Source organism: Enterococcus sp. AZ119 (genome assembly GCF_050546175.1).
GTDB classification, from domain to species: Bacteria; Bacillota; Bacilli; order Lactobacillales; family Enterococcaceae; genus Enterococcus; species Enterococcus faecalis.
Map to the genome: position 1 here is coordinate 827,242 of NZ_CP172951.1, position 19,209 is coordinate 846,450.

19 protein-coding genes and 2 pseudogenes are annotated in these 19,209 nt (G+C 36.9%); 20 read left to right on the forward strand and 1 reads right to left on the reverse strand.

Annotated features, from left to right (window positions below; all coding sequences use genetic code 11):
* Position 1 precedes the first annotated feature (1 nt).
* From IGL37_RS04045 to IGL37_RS04125, 17 genes and pseudogenes are all read left to right on the forward strand, one after another.
* Positions 2–1,006 carry a LacI family DNA-binding transcriptional regulator gene (locus IGL37_RS04045; protein WP_080296913.1) on the forward strand — a complete coding sequence of 335 codons (1,005 nt, stop codon included), beginning with the start codon at positions 2–4 and terminating at the stop codon, positions 1,004–1,006.
* Positions 1,007–1,015: 9 nt separating this feature from the next.
* Positions 1,016–1,241, forward strand: a pseudogene (locus IGL37_RS04050) (AAA family ATPase); the annotation flags it as partial.
* Between the two features lie 160 nt (positions 1,242–1,401).
* Positions 1,402–1,719: pseudogene (locus tag IGL37_RS04055) on the forward strand (hypothetical protein); the annotation flags it as partial.
* 27 nt (positions 1,720–1,746) lie between these two features.
* Positions 1,747–2,046, forward strand: a complete 300-nt coding sequence (locus IGL37_RS04060; RefSeq protein ID WP_002384750.1) for a hypothetical protein — start codon at positions 1,747–1,749, stop codon at positions 2,044–2,046.
* Positions 2,047–2,112: 66 nt separating this feature from the next.
* Positions 2,113–2,625: a GNAT family N-acetyltransferase gene (locus IGL37_RS04065; protein ID WP_002386019.1), complete on the forward strand. Its 513-nt coding sequence runs from the start codon at positions 2,113–2,115 to the stop codon at positions 2,623–2,625.
* A gap of 30 nt (positions 2,626–2,655) precedes the next feature.
* Positions 2,656–3,414: an aminoglycoside adenylyltransferase domain-containing protein gene (locus tag IGL37_RS04070; protein ID WP_002386017.1), complete on the forward strand. Its 759-nt coding sequence runs from the start codon at positions 2,656–2,658 to the stop codon at positions 3,412–3,414.
* A gap of 23 nt (positions 3,415–3,437) precedes the next feature.
* Entirely contained in the window at positions 3,438–3,878 is a 441-nt protein-coding gene (locus tag IGL37_RS04075) for a GNAT family N-acetyltransferase (RefSeq protein ID WP_002378167.1), read from the forward strand.
* A 192-nt stretch (positions 3,879–4,070) separates the two neighbouring features.
* Entirely contained in the window at positions 4,071–5,225 is a 1,155-nt protein-coding gene (emeA, locus tag IGL37_RS04080; protein ID WP_002358140.1) for a multidrug efflux MFS transporter EmeA, read from the forward strand.
* A gap of 144 nt (positions 5,226–5,369) precedes the next feature.
* Complete coding sequence (locus IGL37_RS04085; protein ID WP_002386016.1) at positions 5,370–6,692, forward strand: Y-family DNA polymerase; 1,323 nt, start codon at positions 5,370–5,372, stop codon at positions 6,690–6,692.
* 4 nt (positions 6,693–6,696) lie between these two features.
* Positions 6,697–7,086, forward strand: a complete 390-nt coding sequence (locus IGL37_RS04090; protein WP_002358138.1) for a hypothetical protein — start codon at positions 6,697–6,699, stop codon at positions 7,084–7,086.
* Between the two features lie 71 nt (positions 7,087–7,157).
* Positions 7,158–7,355, forward strand: a complete 198-nt coding sequence (locus IGL37_RS04095; protein ID WP_002358137.1) for a hypothetical protein — start codon at positions 7,158–7,160, stop codon at positions 7,353–7,355.
* A 17-nt stretch (positions 7,356–7,372) separates the two neighbouring features.
* The gene (locus IGL37_RS04100; protein ID WP_002358136.1) at positions 7,373–7,678 is read left to right on the forward strand and encodes a hypothetical protein; all 306 of its coding nucleotides are present in this window, start codon (positions 7,373–7,375) and stop codon (positions 7,676–7,678) included.
* 52 nt (positions 7,679–7,730) lie between these two features.
* Positions 7,731–8,162 carry a universal stress protein gene (locus IGL37_RS04105; protein WP_002382001.1) on the forward strand — a complete coding sequence of 144 codons (432 nt, stop codon included), beginning with the start codon at positions 7,731–7,733 and terminating at the stop codon, positions 8,160–8,162.
* Between the two features lie 70 nt (positions 8,163–8,232).
* Complete coding sequence (locus tag IGL37_RS04110) at positions 8,233–8,475, forward strand: hypothetical protein (RefSeq protein ID WP_002358134.1); 243 nt, start codon at positions 8,233–8,235, stop codon at positions 8,473–8,475.
* Between the two features lie 369 nt (positions 8,476–8,844).
* Positions 8,845–9,291 carry a GNAT family N-acetyltransferase gene (locus IGL37_RS04115; protein WP_002386013.1) on the forward strand — a complete coding sequence of 149 codons (447 nt, stop codon included), beginning with the start codon at positions 8,845–8,847 and terminating at the stop codon, positions 9,289–9,291.
* Positions 9,292–9,430: 139 nt separating this feature from the next.
* Positions 9,431–10,144 (forward strand): DsbA family oxidoreductase, encoded by a 714-nt coding sequence (locus IGL37_RS04120; protein WP_002371347.1) that lies wholly within the window; start codon positions 9,431–9,433, stop codon positions 10,142–10,144.
* 70 nt (positions 10,145–10,214) lie between these two features.
* Positions 10,215–10,610, forward strand: a complete 396-nt coding sequence (locus tag IGL37_RS04125) for a DUF805 domain-containing protein (RefSeq protein WP_002358131.1) — start codon at positions 10,215–10,217, stop codon at positions 10,608–10,610.
* 185 nt (positions 10,611–10,795) lie between these two features.
* Here IGL37_RS04125 and IGL37_RS04130 read toward each other — a convergent pair whose 3' ends face one another.
* The gene (locus IGL37_RS04130) at positions 10,796–12,217 is read right to left on the reverse strand and encodes a helix-turn-helix domain-containing protein (RefSeq protein ID WP_002382000.1); all 1,422 of its coding nucleotides are present in this window, start codon (positions 12,215–12,217) and stop codon (positions 10,796–10,798) included.
* A 174-nt stretch (positions 12,218–12,391) separates the two neighbouring features.
* Between IGL37_RS04130 and ebpA the strand changes: the two genes are divergently transcribed.
* Genes ebpA through ebpC form a run of 3 tightly spaced genes read left to right on the forward strand, consistent with a single transcriptional unit; the run spans position 12,392 to position 19,170 of the window.
* Positions 12,392–15,856 (forward strand): endocarditis and biofilm-associated pilus tip protein EbpA, encoded by a 3,465-nt coding sequence (gene ebpA / locus IGL37_RS04135; protein ID WP_002371344.1) that lies wholly within the window; start codon positions 12,392–12,394, stop codon positions 15,854–15,856.
* 3 nt (positions 15,857–15,859) lie between these two features.
* Positions 15,860–17,290, forward strand: a complete 1,431-nt coding sequence (gene ebpB, locus IGL37_RS04140; protein WP_033918037.1) for an endocarditis and biofilm-associated pilus minor subunit EbpB — start codon at positions 15,860–15,862, stop codon at positions 17,288–17,290.
* Positions 17,287–19,170 carry an endocarditis and biofilm-associated pilus major subunit EbpC gene (gene ebpC, locus IGL37_RS04145; RefSeq protein WP_002407083.1) on the forward strand — a complete coding sequence of 628 codons (1,884 nt, stop codon included), beginning with the start codon at positions 17,287–17,289 and terminating at the stop codon, positions 19,168–19,170. Before ebpB ends, ebpC begins: the two co-directional genes overlap by 4 nt.
* The last annotated feature ends 39 nt before the right edge of the window (positions 19,171–19,209 follow it).

Here is a 19,209-nt window from a genome sequence, read left to right on the forward strand (position 1 = left end):
GGTGAGGAACATCGTAACCATTAAAGATATAGCAGAGCAAGTCGGTGTTTCTTCAGCGACAGTTTCGAGAGTTTTGAACTATGATGAAACATTATCAGTTAGTGATGAAACGAAGAAGAAAATATTTGAAACAGCAGAAACGTTAAATTATAAAAAGCGAGCCAGAAAAAAACAAGCAGGCAAAAAGAAAATTCGGTTTGTCCAATGGTTCAGCGATCCAGAAGAACTGGATGATATTTACTATTTATCGATTCGTTTAGGTGTTGAAAAGCGGGCAGAGGAATTGGGTTTTCTTTTAGTCAAAGAATCTCTGACAAACCTGTCTCAAAAAAGATTTGATGGGACAATTGCCCTAGGAAAATTTGATGAAAAGCAAGTGGCGGCCTTAGCCGCCTTAGGCGCACCTCTTCTATTTGTAGACTTTGATGCAATGGCTTTTGGCCAAAACTCCATTGTTGTTGATTTTGCTGGAAGTGTTAAAACAATTGTGCAAGAATTTTTGGCGCAAGGGCATCAGAAAATTGGTATGCTTTCTGGGCAAGAATATACGAAAGAGTCCCGCGTGGCATTGGTTGATCCACGTTTTGTCGCTTTTAAAGAAACCTTAAAAGATCTGGACCTTTATCATCAAGAATGGGTTGTCGAAGCAGCTTTTTCTGTTGAAGAAGGCTATCAAGCGATGAAAGACTTTATTGAAAAAGCGGACACTCGTCCAACCGCTTTTTTCGCTGCAAGTGATACGTTGGCCATTGGTGCGATGCGGGCGTTACAAGAAGGAGCAATTCGTGTGCCAGAAGATATTTCTATCATTGGTTTTAATGATATTAGTGTCGCAAAATATGTTTCACCAACATTAACAACAGTTAAAGTTCATACTGAATGGATGGGTGAGCTAGCAGTTGAGACAATGAAAGAGTTATGCTTGAATACCCCACCAGTTCCTAGAAAAATTATTGTCGGAACGGAATTCATTCAGCGAGATTCAACGAAACATTCATCAAAATAACAGCAAAACTTGGAGAGTTTTTTCCAAGTTTTTTGCTCTTTTCTGCTGGTTTTCAACAATCAAGAAAATGGAGGGAAACAGATGCAACCGAAATTAATTATTTTACGTGGTAATTCTGGTAGTGGTAAAACAACGATAGCTAAAGCGCTTCATCAGTGTCTTAAAGAACAATCGTTATTGATTTCTCAAGATGTGGTGCGCAGAGAAATGCTTCGTGTTAAAGATGAAACAGTCTTTTGAAGGTAAGTCGAAACGACTTACCTTCTTAGACTTGAATCTTAAGATAAACGGCGGGAGAGGAGCAGCTTCTTCGGAAATAAGCTGAAATTCCTCGAAAGACGAAAAGCATCTTTCGGAAATTCCTTCTTATTTCTTGAAGCTAAACACTCCTGTCCCGACCTCTGGCTTTTGGGTATCAAGAATGCCAGTATGTGATTGTTGAAGGGATTTTTCAAAAAGCCATTTATCATTCCTTTTTTCAGGAAATAATTCATCTCTTTGAAGGAAACGTTCAGGTTTATTATTTTGATATTTCTTTTGAAGAAACGCTGAAAAGACATAGCCAGAGAAACAAGAATCAAGAATTTGGTGTCGTGGAAATGAAACGTTGGTGGCTACCAGAAGATTATTTAGGGCTTGCGGGAGAACAGCGGTTATCTGAACAACTGTCTGAAAAGCAGATTATCAGGCAAATTTTAGCAGATATTCAGTAGTAAGTGCTGCGCTTTTTAGAGAAATGGATGTTGTGGTATGATAAAAAAGAAGGAGTGGTTTCAATGGATTACCAAGAACGATTAAAAAATTTACCACCTGAAGTCATGACAGCTTTTTCAGAATCATTTATTTTTTTAATCAGTAACGATAAAGTTCAACATTTTCCTGCACGAGACTTAACGCAAGCTGAAATGATTCAACGAGTGAAAGAGAAATTAGGTGAAGCGGTGACGTGGTCCTTATGGCAAGGGTTCGTTATTGCTGTTAATTCAGAAAAAACATGTGTTGCTGTTTTGCCCAAATATCATCAACTCGATGGTTTTTGAAAATGAATAAGGGAGCGAAGAAGTATTCGCTTCGTTTTATAAAATGAAAACGCTTTTCGGGAGGAAATGCTAATGTCTGAGCTAGTGGTTATTAGAGAAATGCAAGAGAAAGATATCTTAGCGCTGGATACTCAATTTGTCCAACAAGGTTGGCCAAGTCGCCAAGAGATTTTAATGAACTATTTAGAAGAACAATTAGTCAAGCAACGAACGGTTTTTGTAGCGGAGAAAAAGGCAACGCTGTTAGGTTATGTGACGTTACTGCCATTAGCTAAGGAAGGACCTTTTAAAAATTTATATCCTGAAATAGCTGATTTCAATGTATTCTTGCCATTTCAAAAACAAGGAGTGGGGCGGTTATTATTAAATCGTGCAGAAAATGTTGCCAAAAGTTATGCAGATACTGTTTCCTTGGGAGTAGGCCTGCATCCTGGTTATGGTGCAGCGCAAAGATTATATATCAAACAAGGATATGTGCCAGATGGTTCAGGAGTTTGGTTTCAAAATAAGCAGCTGAAACCAAACGATCGGTGTGTTAATGATGATGCGTTAGTTCTTTATTTATCGAAAAAACTATAGCAATTGTCAATCAATAATGGAGGAATAATCGTGGTTCATCAATTATTAGCTCAAATGGAAAATGGATATATGAAAATAATAAAAGAAAATTTAGTTGGAATATATCTTCATGGTTCTTATGCTTTTGGAACCTATTGTCATTCAGTAAGTGATTTGGATGTACTGATTGTGGTTTATGAAAAGCTTACTATTGATGAGAAGAAACAATTATTAGATTATACAATTAATATTTTAGATAAGTGGGCACCAAAAAAAGGGATAGAATTCCATGTGCTACAATTAAAAGATACAATAAATTTGAGTTATCCGATTCCCTTCGATTTACATTTTTCTCCGATACATCGTTCCAGATATCTGACTAATAAAAATAAATATATTGAAGATATGATGGGATACGATGAGGATCTAGTGGCACATCTTATGATTACAAAATTATATGGAAAAGTACTCGTAGGAAAACCGATTGATTCCGTTTTTGGCTGGATAGATCAAAAGAAATATTTTGAAAGCATTGTAGCTGATGTGAAAGAGGCAAAAAAAGAAATTGTTCAACAACCTATGTACGTTATTTTAAATCTGTGTAGAGTAATGGCATTTAAGCAAGAGAATAAAATTTTATCAAAAAGGGCTGGCGGGGAATGGGGCCTAGTACATTTTCCTACTAATTATCATTCGCTGATACAACTAGCTTTAAAAGAGTATCGAGGCGAAACAGTTTTGTTAGAGCAATACAATGATTCAGAATTAAATGATTTTGCGGATATTACGCTTTCGTTATTATTTAAGTAAGAATGTAAAGGAGGGTGTTACCCTTGATTAGAAAAATGAAGCCAACAGATGCAGCGGCGTTAACTATCATTAATAAAGAACAATTGGGCTATGAAGTTCCCGTTGACGTGACCTGTAAACAGATTGAGAAATTACTACTAGCCAGTGACAGAGAGTTTTTATATGTTTATGAAGAAACGAAGACAGGCAAGATTTTAGGCTATGTGCATGCGCAACTGTATGAAACAATTTATTCCCAAACGTTATTGAACGTTCTGGGGTTAGCAGTGGCAAAAGAAGCAGAAGGCCGTGGAATTGGCAAACAATTAATGACGAAACTAGAAACGGAAGCTAAAAAGTATAACTTGTCTGCGATTCGCTTAAATTCAGGGGAACAGCGTACAGCAGCACATCAATTTTATGAACACATTGGCTATGTTTCTGATAAAAAACAAAAGCGATTCATTAAATACTTGGATACTTAAGTTATGTCTTTAAAAAATAACAATTTCCTTTAAAAAAATAAGTAAAAACTAGTGAAATTTTCAGTGAATTAGTGTAAAATGTATCTCAATGACTCAACGAGTGTTTCAGCCGATACACTGTCAAAGAAAGTACATACAAAGAAACAGAAATAGCCATTTTTGATGGCTGTTTTTTTATGGAGGAGGCAAATTATGACGAAAAAAAATAGTATGATGTACTTAGCAATTTCTAACTTATTTCTTGTTTTTCTAGGCGTAGGCCTAGTCATTCCCGTAATTCCCCAATTAAAAGAAGAAATGCATTTTTCTGGTACCACAATGGGAATGATGATTTCTATTTTTGCGATTGCCCAATTAATCACATCGCCAATCGCAGGTGTCCTTTCGGATAAAATTGGTCGGAAAAAAATGATTGCGACGGGCATGTTGGTGTTTTCAATTTCTGAGTTATTATTTGGTTTAGCCCAAGCGAAAAGCGGTTTTTATATTTCTCGTGGTTTAGGTGGGATTGCCGCCGCGTTATTAATGCCGTCAGTGACAGCCTTTGTGGCAGATATGACCACGATTTCTGAACGTCCGAAAGCGATGGGGCTTGTGTCAGCTGCAATTAGTGGTGGTTTTATTATCGGACCAGGAGTTGGTGGTTTTATTGCTTATTTAGGAATTCGCGCTCCATTTTTTGCGGCCGCATTTTTAGCGTTTATTGGTTTTATTTTGACATTAACTGTTTTGAAGGAGCCAGAGAAACGAATTTTAGCCGCTGTTGAAGCGAAAAAAGGTTCATTTATGGATATTTTAAGAAATCCAATGTTTACCTCATTATTTGTGATTATCTTAATTTCCTCTTTTGGCCTGCAAGCGTTCGAATCTATTTATAGTATTATGGCGACCATTAATTTTGGCTTTACCACAAGTGAAATAGCAATCGTGATTACGGTTAGTGGTATTTTAGCGTTGATTTGTCAGCTGTTTTTCTTTGATGCAATCGTCCAAAAAATAGGTGAAATGGGTTTAATCCAATTAACCTTTTTTGCAAGTGCCATTTTTATTGCCGTGATTGCCTTTACAAAAAATAATTTAGTTGTTGTATTTTCAACGTTTATTGTCTTTTTAGCGTTTGACTTGTTTAGACCAGCAGTAACTACTTATTTATCCAAACATGCTGGAGATCAACAAGGAACCATCAACGGACTAAATTCGACATTTACAAGTTTTGGTAATATTTTAGGACCAATGGCAGCAGGAGCTTTATTTGATATCAATCACTTTTTCCCTTATTATGTTTCAGCAGTAATTCTGTTAGGAACGGGCTTTTTATCGTTATTTTTAAATCGAAATAAGATGTAAAATAAAAAATAAGTATTTGGAATATAATAATTCCGAATACTTATTTTTTTGATCACCGACCGTTCTTGAAAAAAACAAAAAAATAAACAGTGTTCGCTTGATTAATCGAACGTTTGTTCGTATAATGATTTTGCAAGTGAGGTGATGTTTGTGAAATTTGATTATGAAAAAGAACCTAGTCGCGATATTCTTTGTATTGATTGCAAAAGTTTTTACGCTAGTGTAGAATGCGCAGAACGTGGGTTAGATCCGTTGAAAACGATGTTGGTAGTGATGAGTAATGCCGAAAATGCGGGGGGATTAGTTTTATCAGCATCGCCAATGGCAAAAAAAGTTTTAGGTGTTTCAAATGTTACGCGTAAAAATCAAGTGCCCGCTCATCCTGATTTATATGTGGTTCCGCCACGAATGAATTTGTACATGAAAAAAAATCAAGAAATCAATAATTTATATAAAAAGTTTGTCGCAGATGAAGATCACTCTGTGTTTAGTGTAGATGAATCATTTCTTGATGTAACTGCTTCTTTAAGTTATTTTCATTGTGAAACCGCCTATAAGATGGCTCGGATTATCCAAAGAGTCGTTTATAATCATGTGGGTATTTATGTGACCGTTGGGATAGGGGACAATCCGTTACTGGCTAAATTGGCGTTGGACAATGGCGCCAAACATTCGCCAGATTTTATTGCAGAATGGCGGTATGATCGTGTACCAGATACTGTCTGGCAGTTGCCTTCTTTGACAGATTTTTGTGGGATTGGTCGCAGAATGGCTAAACGACTGAATCGTTTAGGAATTGATTCTGTATATGAGTTAGCGCAAGCGAATCCGCATCTTTTACAAGAAACATTTGGCGTGATGGGGCTTCAATTGTATGCTCATTCATGGGGGATTGATCGTACCTTTTTAGGGAAAAAAGCACCACATAAAGCTGAAAAATCATTTGGGAATAGTCAGATTTTACCGAGAGATTATGCGCGAAGAGATCAGATTGAACTAGTCTTAAAGGAACTGACAGAACAAGTGGCTGCTCGTTTAAGAAAAGCGCATTGTCAAACGGAATGTATCACAGTCTACGTTGGTTATTCCAAAGGACAAATTGACCGTGAAGGACGAACTGGTTGGCGAAAACAACAAACGATTCCTGCAACAAACAATACAAAAGTTTTGATTACCTATGTATTAGCCCTTTTTAGAGAACATTATCTAGCGGGAACCGATGTCCGGCAATTAGGGCTTTCTTATGGAAAATTAGTTTGGAATGAATCTTTACAATTAGATTTATTTTCGGAACCAGAAGAGCAAATTAGTGAAATGGAGTTAAACTATCTGATTGATAAAATCCGACAAAAATTTGGCTTTCAAGCTTTAATTCACGCCTCTTCTTTGTTGGAAGGCGCGACGGCAATTCATCGTTCAGGATTAGTCGGTGGACATGCTGGAGGAAATGTCGGTTTAGGAGGATAACATCATGAAACGAACAAAAAAAGAATTTACACCTTATAATGAGTACCATGATCGGCCCTTTGAACTGAAATGGGCGACCGCTTTTGCATTGGGGGAGTTACAAGAAGGAATCGAAGCTTCTGACGAATATTCTAAGAGAGCGTTTGAACGCTTACCGCAACAGACAACAGAAGAAATTGAAGAATACTTAGAGCAGTCTTTAAAAAATAACCAGGTTTTAGAAATCCAATTGAATACATTGGATGATTTTGGCCGTGTTCAACCGCCAATTGTTGGTGTTTTTGAAGGGATGAGTTCAATGGAGTATGCAAAAGTTGGACATACACATATTTTATTTGAAGAGATTCGGCATATTAAAAGTCATGAGTTTACAAAGTGGTCGAGCCTTGATTAAAAAACTATTGTTATACGTGTGTTTTGTGAAAACATATGAGATAATGTTCATAGGTAATAGAAATAAAAATTATGGAGGTGGCTAGGATGGGACATCATTTAAAAGGACACCATGGCAAAAAAACAAACGCAAATGGCGGCTTTTTAACAAAGTTATTGGCAGGCGGCGCCTTATTGGGCGTAGGAAAAAAGTTATACGACAATCGTGAAAAAATTAAAGAGCTGTTAAGTGACGACAAAGAAAAAAGCAACGACACTGAAAACAAATAAAGGACTGGATTGACGGAATGGTAAAAGATGCAGCGTATATTATTGAAGAGATTACCACGATTTTAGAGGGAACCTATTTTGTGATAACCAAGAAAGCGAATAAGCGCCGCATGTGTTTACATGTTTCGGATACCGCGAAAGAATTTTTACGTTGTCGACTGGAGTATGAAACATTCTTAGAGCAACAGTTTGATTATGCCACAATGTTTTTAGAAACATGTACGGAAGATGTTTCTGTTGAAATTCAAACGGGACTACTTGAAGAAACAAATTATCAAGCATTAACCGTGGAAAAATTACAACAGATAGCCACTAAAATGTAACACAGCTGTTGTGTTAGTTTTGATTCTTAATTTGGTTAAGGAGGCGGATAAAATGTCAGTATATCAACATATTTTGGTTGCTCTTGATGGCTCAGATCAATCTGAAAAAGCTTTTCATGAAGCTGTCAGGATTGCCAAAGAGGAACAATCTACTCTTTATTTAGCTACAATTATTAATGATGCTGAATTTACGACGAGTCCATTTTCTTTTGAAGAATTGTATGATTTAGAAAAACACAAGTCAGAAGAGATGCTCACTGGAAAGGCAAAACAAGCGAGTGAAATTGGTGTAAAAACAGTCAAAAAAATTGTTGAACTTGGGAGCCCAAAACGTTATCTTGCCAATACGATTTCTGAAAATTATGCCATAGATTTAATTGTGCTAGGTGCCACGGGAAGAGGTGCTATTCAACGAACCTTGATTGGTTCTACTACAGATTATGTGGTTAACCATGCTTTGTGCAATGTCTTAGTCGTTCGCTAATTGTGAGTAAATAATCAAGGAAACAATGTTTTATCGGGACGTTTTTTTAAATTAAACGAGAGGTGAGTTTATGAAAACAAAAATCGGAAAAACAGTTATCTTGTCAGCGTTTTTATTCACAAGTTTCCTTTTACTGAGTGGTTGTACCTCGGCTGGCGAAGAGATGGAAAAAACAATTGATCGACAGAAAGAAAAAGTCGATAAAACGGTCGATAAGCAGAAACATAAAAATGAAAATTCCATGGAAAGTTACGACGAAAAAGTTGACCGTTCTTTAGATAGTCAAGAAGACAAAATCGATACTACTGAGTAACGGGAAAGTTTTCAACTATCGGCTAGTAAATAAATAATATACAAAAGGGAGCATCCACTGCAGTTATTTCTCACAGCGGATCCTCTCTTTTGTGGTTAAAAAGAAAAAGTTAACTGCTCCCCAACAGTTAACTTTTAATCATGTTGCACATAGTTAAAACACTCTATATATCATTTATATCATTTGAAACGGGTAGTGTAAAAAGAAATCTCTTGAAAAGAGTCTCCATTTATAGGGAAGATTTCCCATAAAAAAGAGAAACGTATAATCACAGAGAGTTAGAGAAAGCAAAGGGAAATAAGTATGTTAAAATAAGAAGCAAGAAAGAATACAAGTATGCTGAAAATAACAACTAATTAGGTGAAAACAATGGAAATACATTTTGAAAAAGTAACAAGCGATAATCGTAAAGCAGTGGAAAACCTACAAGTTTTCGCTGAACAACAAACCTTCATTGAATCAATGGCAGAAAATCTAAAAGAATCAGACCAATTTCCAGAATGGGAATCGGCAGGTATTTATGACGGCAATCAATTAATCGGCTATGCCATGTATGGACGTTGGCAAGATGGGCGCGTTTGGCTAGACCGCTTTTTAATTGATCAACGGTTCCAAGGACAAGGTTATGGGAAAGCAGCCTGTCGACTTTTAATGTTAAAGCTAATAGAAAAATACCAAACAAACAAGCTATACTTGAGTGTTTATGATACGAACAGCTCAGCAATTCGGTTGTATCAACAACTTGGTTTTGTATTTAATGGTGAATTAGATACGAATGGTGAGCGGGTAATGGAATGGACACATCAGAATAAGTAGATAGAACAGGTGAGACAAAAGCCATAGCGCATTTTGTTTCATCTTTTTCTTTTAATTGGCTTCATTTGTTTACTTTTAGTAAGTAAAATGGTAAATTTAGTTCAATCTGTTTTGAAAAAAGAGTTACTGGAGGGTAAGGATGAAAATAGAATTTTTCCATGATGTTATTTGTAGTTTTTGTTTTCCAATGTCTGACCGCATGCATGAGATTCAACAAGAATTTCCTGAAATTGAATTGATTCATCGGTCGTTTGCGTTAGGATGGGCAGCAAACGATTTTGAAACAATGTTTGGCTCACGATCAGCAGTAAAAGAAGAAGTTTTGACGCATTGGGTGCATGCCAATCAAAACGATTCAAAGCATCGTTTTAATATTGAAGGGATGAGGAAGCAACGATTTGATTTTCCAACATCAAAGAATGCATTATTAGCAGCAAAAGCAGCTGGATACATTGGCAACCAAGACACTTATTGGTTACTGTTTGATAAGTTACAAGAAGGTTTATTTATGAGAAGTTTAAATATTGAAGAGCCAGAAGTAATTGAGGAGCTAGTAAAAGAGACAACGATTGATTTTACTTTATGGAAAGAAGCTGTTGCTTCCGAGGCTGTTTGGACGGCGGTTCAAGAAGATTTTGCGCTAGCTTCTGCTTATGGTTTACAAGGAGTTCCCGCACTAATCATTAATCAAAAATATTTAATTAATGGTGCAGTACCGAAACAGCAAATCAGCCAAACTATTCAAAAAATTCTCGCAGAAGAAAAACAACAGCAACCGTTAGTTTCATTGACTCCTTCTTCTGAAGAGTCAGCTTCGTGTGAGTTTAAGGAAGGCACATGGACGTGTCATTAAACAGCATAAAATAACGTTATTCTTTGACAAAACGAAAGACTTCTGTAATAGTTAATGCGGGGGTGATAATATGTTTAACGCGTATAGAGAATACTGGAATAATATTACAACAATGAATGCGTCAGCAACACGAGCACAATATTGGTGGCCACAATTAATTAATTATTTGGTGTTAGGGATTTATTCAGCAATTACGGGCGTTTACAGATATATTGAAGTAACACCCAATGATGGAACAATCATTAAAGAATGGAATACTGTGACCATTATCTTTTTCTTGCTGACTGCTTTAATTTGGTTGGCAAACTTTACTGTTCGAGCAAGAAGATTGCATGATCGCGACCACAGTAACTGGTGGATTTTATTCTATTTACTTCCTTTTATCGGTACTTTAGTGATCTTCATTACATTAATTTTGCCAAGTAAAAGTCACACAAGATGGCCAGTGAATCAATCAGAAATTTAATTTGCTGGTTTCGTTTAGCTGATTATCTTAAGAGTGAAAATAGGACATAAGTCATTTCGACTTATGTCCTATTTTCTTTTTTATTTCAGAAAAATAAAAATATCTTCTGTATGATGGCACCTCACATTACGCGGTTCTTGATAAAAGGGCTATCTTTTTGGTAGATAGGGAAAACCATTAAGACGTTAAAAGTTTAATAAATCGAGCAATTCTCTTTTGTTAGAAAATAAGATAGCATCATTAATTAAAATACTTGGAACACTGGTTTCAATAATTGGTTGATTGGTAATAATCAAGTCAAATTCTTCGAGTCGATGGTCACCTAATTGTTCTTCCGTAATTGCTAACGTATTTGAACGAATCCGATGCAAAGCTAAAATATCGTGGACATAGTTTCCAATATATTGACTATGATTCAGGCCCATGTCGCTAATAATCAAAATCTTTTTTGAGTCGAAACTCTGGTTAATTTCTGGAAAAGTATTAAGCAACCAAAAAATATAAGAAGATGAATAGTTTAATAGATTTGTTTCTAAAAGAGCGGAAAAGAAATGCAATTCTGCTTTTAATCGTGCATATAAGTGAAGCTGAGTAAAATGAATTTGTCGAGTGAAAAAGGTGGCCCTTTGTGTCAATTCGGAGGTGTCAAAAGGCACTAATTGAGAAAACAAATAAAGACAGGTTAACAAGTGAACAGCGAAGTCGACGACTTCTTCTGTTAATTGTTCAATCTGTGAAAAAGCATTAAATTTTAAATTTTCACGTATTCTTTGACTGATGACTTCTTGGTCTTCGGAGTAGTATTGCTGAAAAGCGCCTCTTTGAAAATACCGTAGAACTTCTCGATAGGTTTCACGGCTGAGCCCAGTAAAATGACGACTGAGTAAAAGATAATCTTCCATTTTGATTGGACTCTTTTTATCTGTTTTTTTCTGGAAACGTTGTTGAAATCCTTGATGCTCTCTTAATAAATCAACAATAAAATACATAATAAAGAAATCGTGTTCATAACTGTTATCCATACTAATAATATTTAATTGGCATTGATTACGACGCATTAATTGTTTGATTTCCTGCTTATCTAATTGATAAGGCAATTCATAATGACCATAATACATTAAAAAGAAAAAGGTTGTAAAAATACGTAAAGGCAATTCTTCTGTTTGGCTAGTTAATTGATAGCCTTGATCAACGATAACGCGAAGAGAGTAAGTTTCCAAGACCTGATTACACTGCTTCAATTTTCGAGCAAAAGAAGAGCGACTAATATTAATGGTATCGCAATAATATTCGATGGTTTTGCCAGGATTTTGGATAAACTCATGGAGCAATTGGGTGGTCGTTGACGTTTTTGCCATATCCGTCAGCACGTTTAAATATAAGGACACATTAAAGTTTTCTAAACGATAGCCTAATTTATGCGATGTTTTAATGGTTAAACTTTCGCCCCAACGCTGTTTAATCTCCTCAATATAACGAATAAAAGTAGACTCAGAACTACCAATATATTTTGCAAGTTCTTTTTTAGTCATCCATTTATCAGAAATGGATAAGACACGAATGATTTCTTCCATTTTCCGATAATTTTTTTCTAAAAACCTAATCATATTGTTTCCTCCCAAGTCCTTTACTTTAATGAAACAATCATCGAAACAATAACGCAATTTCAGAAATGAAACCGCTTGGTATGAAAGCTGGTGTGATTTAATGAGCTCCTTCTCTGTATAATAATTATCAGATTAGAATAATGAAATTTTACGTGCTAGGCAATTCTAATTTAACTGTTAATTCATAAAAGAAAGGAGAGAACAGACATTAAATTACTAAAGAAATTTGGGGTTTTCGGCGTAGTCTTTTTACTTGTCTCATCCTATTTCATACCGCTCGTTGGCTATGCAGAAACAGCCAAAGAAGTTGAAATTACATCCGCTCAAATGATAACAGATGAGAATGATAAAACGAATATTAATATCGAGTTAAATCTTCTCAACCAAACAGAGCAGCCATTACAACGAGAAATTCAATTGAAAAATGCACAGTTCATGGATACTGCTGTAATTGAAAAAGACGGATATTCTTACCAAGTGACTAATGGTACGCTTTATCTGACTTTGGACGCACAAGTAAAAAAGCCGGTACAGCTTTCGTTAGCTGTTGAGCAAAGTTCGCTTCAAACAGCTCAGCCACCTAAGTTATTGTATGAAAACAACGAATATGATGTTTCAGTTACTTCTGAAAAAATAACAGTAGAGGATTCTGCTAAAGAATCAACTGAACCAGAAAAAATAACTGTACCAGAAAATACGAAAGAAACTAACAAAAATGATTCGGCTCCAGAAAAAACAGAACAGCCGACCGCAACAGAAGAGGTAACCAATCCATTTGCAGAAGCAAGAATGGCGCCAGCTACTTTGAGAGCGAATCTGGCACTGCCTTTAATTGCACCACAATACACGACGGATAATTCTGGGACTTATCCGACAGCTAATTGGCAGCCCACAGGCAATCAAAATGTGTTAAACCATCAAGGGAATAAAGATGGTGGTGCCCAATGGGATGGCCAAACGAGTTGGAATGGGGACCCTACTAATCGCACAAATTCTTATATTGAGTATGGCGGTACAGGAGACCAAGCCGATTATGCCATCCGAAAATATGCTAGAGAAACAACAACACCAGGGCTTTTTGATGTATATCTTAATGTGCGTGGGAATGTTCAGAAAGAAATCACGCCATTGGATTTGGTCTTAGTCGTTGACTGGTCCGGTAGTATGAATGAAAACAATCGGATTGGTGAAGTTCAAAAAGGAGTGAACCGTTTTGTTGATACATTGGCAGATAGCGGTATTACCAATAACATCAACATGGGCTATGTTGGCTACTCAAGTGACGGTTATAATAACAACGCCATTCAAATGGGGCCGTTTGATACAGTCAAAAATCCAATTAAAAATATTACGCCAAGTAGCACTAGAGGAGGAACTTTCACTCAAAAAGCATTAAGAGATGCTGGTGATATGTTAGCAACGCCAAATGGACATAAGAAAGTCATTGTACTTTTAACGGATGGCGTCCCAACCTTCTCTTATAAAGTGAGTCGAGTTCAAACAGAGGCGGATGGTCGCTTTTACGGGACACAATTTACGAATCGACAAGATCAACCAGGTAGCACTTCTTATATCTCTGGTAGCTATAATGCGCCAGATCAAAACAATATCAATAAACGGATTAACAGTACGTTTATCGCCACGATAGGTGAGGCAATGGCCTTAAAACAACGTGGGATTGAAATACATGGATTGGGCATTCAATTGCAAAGCGATCCACGAGCTAATTTATCTAAACAACAAGTTGAAGATAAAATGCGTGAGATGGTGTCAGCCGATGAAAATGGAGACCTTTATTATGAATCCGCGGATTATGCACCAGACATTTCTGATTATTTAGCGAAAAAAGCCGTTCAGATTTCAGGAACGGTTGTAAACGGAAAAGTAGTTGATCCAATTGCTGAACCTTTTAAATACGAGCCAAATACATTATCAATGAAAAGTGTGGGTCCTGTTCAGGTTCAAACATTACCAGAAGTGTCGCTAACAGGCGCTACAATTAATAGTAATGAGATTTATTTGGGTAAAGGGCAAGAAATTCAAATTCATTATCAAGTACGTATTCAAACAGAGTCAGAAAACTTCAAACCTGATTTTTGGTATCAAATGAATGGTCGGACAACGTTTCAGCCATTAGCCACGGCCCCTGAAAAAGTTGATTTTGGGGTTCCTTCGGGAAAAGCACCTGGCGTGAAGTTAAACGTGAAAAAAATCTGGGAAGAGTATGATCAAGACCCAACAAGTCGGCCAGATAACGTGATTTATGAAATTAGTAGAAAGCAAGTAACTGACACAGCCAACTGGCAAACTGGGTATATTAAATTATCAAAACCAGAAAATGATACCAGCAATAGTTGGGAGCGCAAAAATGTAACCCAACTTTCCAAAACCGCGGATGAAAGCTATCAAGAAGTTCTTGGACTTCCCCAATACAATAATCAAGGACAAGCTTTCAATTACCAAACAACCCGTGAATTAGCAGTTCCTGGTTACAGTCAAGAAAAAATCGACGATACTACTTGGAAAAACACGAAGCAGTTCAAGCCATTAGATTTAAAAGTAATCAAAAATTCTTCCTCAGGTGAGAAAAACTTAGTGGGAGCCGTCTTTGAATTGAGTGGTAAAAATGTTCAAACCACATTAGTGGACAATAAAGATGGGAGCTATTCCTTGCCAAAAGATGTGCGCCTACAAAAAGGGGAACGCTATACATTAACTGAAGTAAAAGCACCTGCAGGACATGAGTTAGGTAAGAAAACGACTTGGCAAATTGAGGTGAATGAGCAAGGCAAAGTAAGCATCGATGGACAAGAAGTGACCACCACAAATCAAGTTATTCCATTGGAAATTGAAAATAAATTTTCTTCTTTGCCAATCAGAATTAGAAAATACACCATGCAAAATGGCAAACAAGTGAACTTAGCAGAGGCGACTTTTGCGTTGCAAAGAAAAAATGCTCAAGGAAGTTACCAAACTGTGGCAACTCAAAAAACAGATACTGCAGGATTGAGCTATTTTAAAATTAGTGAACCTGGTGAGTATCGAATGGTGGAACAATCAGGACCATTAGGCTACGACACTCTTGCTGGAAATTATGAATTTACTGTTGATAAATATGGGGAAATTCACTATGCAGGCAAAAATATTGAAGAAAATGCGCCAGAATGGACACTGACACATCAAAATCATTTGAAACCTTTTGACTTAACGGTTCATAAAAAAGCCGATAATCAGACGCCACTTAAAGGAGCGAAATTCCGTTTAACAGGACCAGATACGGATATTGAATTACCAAAAGATGGCAAAGAAACGGATACTTTTGTTTTTGAAAACTTAAAACCAGGGAAATATGTCCTAACAGAAACCTTTACGCCAGAAGGATATCAGGGGTTAAAAGAACCAATCGAATTAATAATTCGTGAAGATGGTTCAGTCACGATAGATGGGGAAAAAGTAGCAGATGTTTTAATTTCTGGAGAGAAGAATAATCAAATTACTTTAGATGTTACGAACCAAGCAAAGGTTCCTTTACCTGAAACTGGTGGCATAGGACGCTTGTGGTTTTACTTGATAGCGATTAGTACATTCGTGATAGCGGGTGTTTATCTCTTTATTAGACGACCAGAAGGGAGTGTGTAATCAATGAAAAACGCACGTTGGTTAAGTATTTGCGTCATGCTACTCGCTCTTTTCGGGTTTTCACAGCAAGCATTAGCAGAAGCATCGCAAGCAAGCGTTCAAGTTACGTTGCACAAATTATTGTTCCCTGATGGTCAATTACCAGAACAGCAGCAAAACACAGGGGAAGAGGGAACGCTGCTTCAAAATTATCGGGGCTTAAATGACGTCACTTATCAAGTCTATGATGTGACGGATCCGTTTTATCAGCTTCGTTCTGAAGGAAAAACGGTCCAAGAGGCACAGCGTCAATTAGCAGAAACCGGTGCAACAAATAGAAAACCGATTGCAGAAGATAAAACACAGACAATAAATGGAGAAGATGGAGTGGTTTCTTTTTCATTAGCTAGCAAAGATTCGCAGCAACGAGATAAAGCCTATTTATTTGTTGAAGCGGAAGCACCGGAAGTGGTAAAGGAAAAAGCTAGCAACCTAGTAGTGATTTTGCCTGTTCAAGATCCACAAGGGCAATCGTTAACGCATATTCATTTATATCCAAAAAATGAAGAAAATGCCTATGACTTACCACCACTTGAAAAAACGGTACTCGATAAGCAACAAGGCTTTAATCAAGGAGAGCACATTAACTATCAGTTAACGACTCAGATTCCAGCGAATATTTTAGGATATCAGGAATTCCGTTTGTCAGATAAGGCGGATACAACGTTGACACTTTTACCAGAATCAATTGAGGTAAAAGTGGCTGGAAAAACAGTTACTACAGGTTACACACTGACGACGCAAAAGCATGGATTTACGCTTGATTTTTCAATTAAAGACTTACAAAACTTTGCAAATCAAACAATGACTGTGTCGTATCAAATGCGTTTAGAAAAGACCGCTGAACCTGACACTGCGATTAACAACGAAGGACAATTAGTCACGGACAAACATACCTTGACTAAAAGAGCCGCAGTTCGTACAGGCGGCAAGTCTTTTGTCAAAGTTGATAGTGAAAATGCGAAAATCACCTTGCCAGAGGCTGCTTTTATCGTCAAAAATCAAGCGGGGGAATACCTCGATGAAACAGCAAACGGGTATCGTTGGCAAAAAGAAAAAGCATTAGCTAAAAAATTCACGTCTAATCAAGCCGGTGAATTTTCAGTTAAAGGCTTAAAAGATGGCCAGTACTTCTTAGAAGAAATCTCTGCACCAAAAGGTTATCTTCTGAATCAAACAGAAATTCCTTTTACGGTGGAAAAAAATTCTTATGCAACGAACGGACAACGAACAGCACCGTTACATGTAATCAATAAAAAAGTAAAAGAGTCAGGCTTCTTACCAAAAACAAATGAAGAACGTTCTATTTGGTTGACGATTGCAGGCCTGCTAATCATTGGGATGGTAGTCATTTGGCTATTTTATCAAAAACAAAAAAGAGGAGAGAGAAAATGAAGCAATTAAAAAAAGTTTGGTACACCGTTAGTACCTTGTTACTAATTTTGCCACTTTTCACGAGTGTATTAGGGACAACAACTGCATTTGCAGAAGAAAATGGGGAGAGCGCACAGCTCGTGATTCACAAAAAGAAAATGACGGATTTACCAGATCCGCTTATTCAAAATAGCGGGAAAGAAATGAGCGAGTTTGATAAATATCAAGGACTGGCAGATGTGACGTTTAGTATTTATAACGTGACGAGCGAATTTTACGAGCAACGAGCGGCAGGCGCAAGCGTCGATGCAGCTAAACAAGCTGTCCAAAGTTTAACTCCTGGGAAACCTGTTGCTCAAGGAACCACCGATGCAAATGGGAATGTCACTGTTCAGTTACCTAAAAAACAAAATGGTAAAGATGCAGTGTATACCATTAAAGAAGAACCAAAAGAGGGTGTAGTTGCTGCTACGAATATGGTGGTGGCGTTCCCAGTTTACGAAATGATCAAGCAAGCAGATGGTTCCTATAAATATGGAACAGAAGAATTAGCGGTTGTTCATATTTATCCTAAAAATGTGGTAGCCAATGATGGTAGTTTACATGTGAAAAAAGTAGGAACTGCTGAAAATGAAGGATTAAATGGCGCAGAATTTGTTATTTCCAAAAGCGAAGGCTCACCAGGCACAGTAAAATATATCCAAGGAGTCAAAGATGGATTATATACATGGACAACGGATAAAGAACAAGCAAAACGCTTTATTACTGGGAAAAGTTATGAAATTGGCGAAAATGATTTCACAGAAGCAGAGAATGGAACGGGAGAATTAACAGTTAAAAATCTTGAGGTTGGTTCGTATATTTTAGAAGAAGTAAAAGCTCCAAATAATGCAGAATTAATTGAAAATCAAACAAAAACACCATTTACAATTGAAGCAAACAATCAAACACCTGTTGAAAAAACAGTCAAAAATGATACCTCTAAAGTTGATAAAACAACACCAAACTTAGATGGTAAAGATGTGGCAATTGGCGAAAAAATTAAATATCAAATTTCTGTAAATATTCCATTGGGGATTGCAGACAAAGAAGGCGACGCTAATAAATACGTCAAATTCAATTTAGTTGATAAACATGATGCAGCCTTAACTTTTGATAACGTGACTTCTGGAGAGTATGCCTATGCGTTATATGATGGGGATACAATGATCGCTCCTGAAAATTATCAAGTGACTGAACAAGCAAATGGCTTCACTGTCGCCGTTAATCCAGCGTATATTCCTACGCTAACACCAGGCGGCACACTAAAATTCGTTTACTTTATGCATTTAAATGAAAAAGCAGATCCTACGAAAGGCTTTAAAAATGAGGCGAATGTTGATAACGGTCATACCGACGACCAAACACCACCAACTGTTGAAGTGGTGACAGGTGGGAAACGTTTCATTAAAGTCGATGGCGATGTGACAGCGACACAAGCCTTGGCGGGAGCTTCCTTTGTCGTCCGTGATCAAAACAGCGACACAGCAAATTATTTGAAAATCGATGAAACAACGAAAGCAGCAACTTGGGTGAAAACAAAAGCTGAAGCAACTACTTTTACAACAACGGCTGATGGATTAGTTGATATCACAGGGCTTAAATACGGTACCTATTATTTAGAAGAAACTGTAGCTCCTGATGATTATGTCTTGTTAACAAATCGGATTGAATTTGTGGTCAATGAACAATCATATGGCACAACAGAAAACCTAGTTTCACCAGAAAAAGTACCAAACAAACACAAAGGTACCTTACCTTCAACAGGTGGCAAAGGAATCTACGTTTACTTAGGAAGTGGCGCAGTCTTGCTACTTATTGCAGGAGTCTACTTTGCTAGACGTAGAAAAGAAAATGCTTAATTTCTAGCATCACCGAAGAAATTTTTAGAAAAACAAAGA

Coding starts and splice junctions, on each gene's coding strand:
- IGL37_RS04065 (WP_002386019.1), top strand. CDS start 2,113: ATGCTAATGTCTGAGCTAGTGGTTATTAGAGAAATGCAAGAGAAAGAT.
- IGL37_RS04125 (WP_002358131.1), top strand. CDS start 10,215: ATGTTTAACGCGTATAGAGAATACTGGAATAATATTACAACAATGAAT.
- IGL37_RS04110 (WP_002358134.1), top strand. CDS start 8,233: ATGAAAACAAAAATCGGAAAAACAGTTATCTTGTCAGCGTTTTTATTC.
- IGL37_RS04090 (WP_002358138.1), top strand. CDS start 6,697: ATGAAACGAACAAAAAAAGAATTTACACCTTATAATGAGTACCATGAT.
- ebpB (WP_033918037.1), top strand. CDS start 15,860: ATGAAAAACGCACGTTGGTTAAGTATTTGCGTCATGCTACTCGCTCTT.
- IGL37_RS04130 (WP_002382000.1), bottom strand. CDS start 12,217: ATGATTAGGTTTTTAGAAAAAAATTATCGGAAAATGGAAGAAATCATT.
- IGL37_RS04095 (WP_002358137.1), top strand. CDS start 7,158: ATGGAGGTGGCTAGGATGGGACATCATTTAAAAGGACACCATGGCAAA.
- IGL37_RS04060 (WP_002384750.1), top strand. CDS start 1,747: ATGTTGTGGTATGATAAAAAAGAAGGAGTGGTTTCAATGGATTACCAA.
- emeA (WP_002358140.1), top strand. CDS start 4,071: ATGACGAAAAAAAATAGTATGATGTACTTAGCAATTTCTAACTTATTT.
- IGL37_RS04120 (WP_002371347.1), top strand. CDS start 9,431: ATGAAAATAGAATTTTTCCATGATGTTATTTGTAGTTTTTGTTTTCCA.
- ebpC (WP_002407083.1), top strand. CDS start 17,287: ATGAAGCAATTAAAAAAAGTTTGGTACACCGTTAGTACCTTGTTACTA.
- IGL37_RS04105 (WP_002382001.1), top strand. CDS start 7,731: ATGTCAGTATATCAACATATTTTGGTTGCTCTTGATGGCTCAGATCAA.
- IGL37_RS04115 (WP_002386013.1), top strand. CDS start 8,845: ATGGAAATACATTTTGAAAAAGTAACAAGCGATAATCGTAAAGCAGTG.
- IGL37_RS04100 (WP_002358136.1), top strand. CDS start 7,373: ATGGTAAAAGATGCAGCGTATATTATTGAAGAGATTACCACGATTTTA.
- IGL37_RS04085 (WP_002386016.1), top strand. CDS start 5,370: ATGTTTGTGAAATTTGATTATGAAAAAGAACCTAGTCGCGATATTCTT.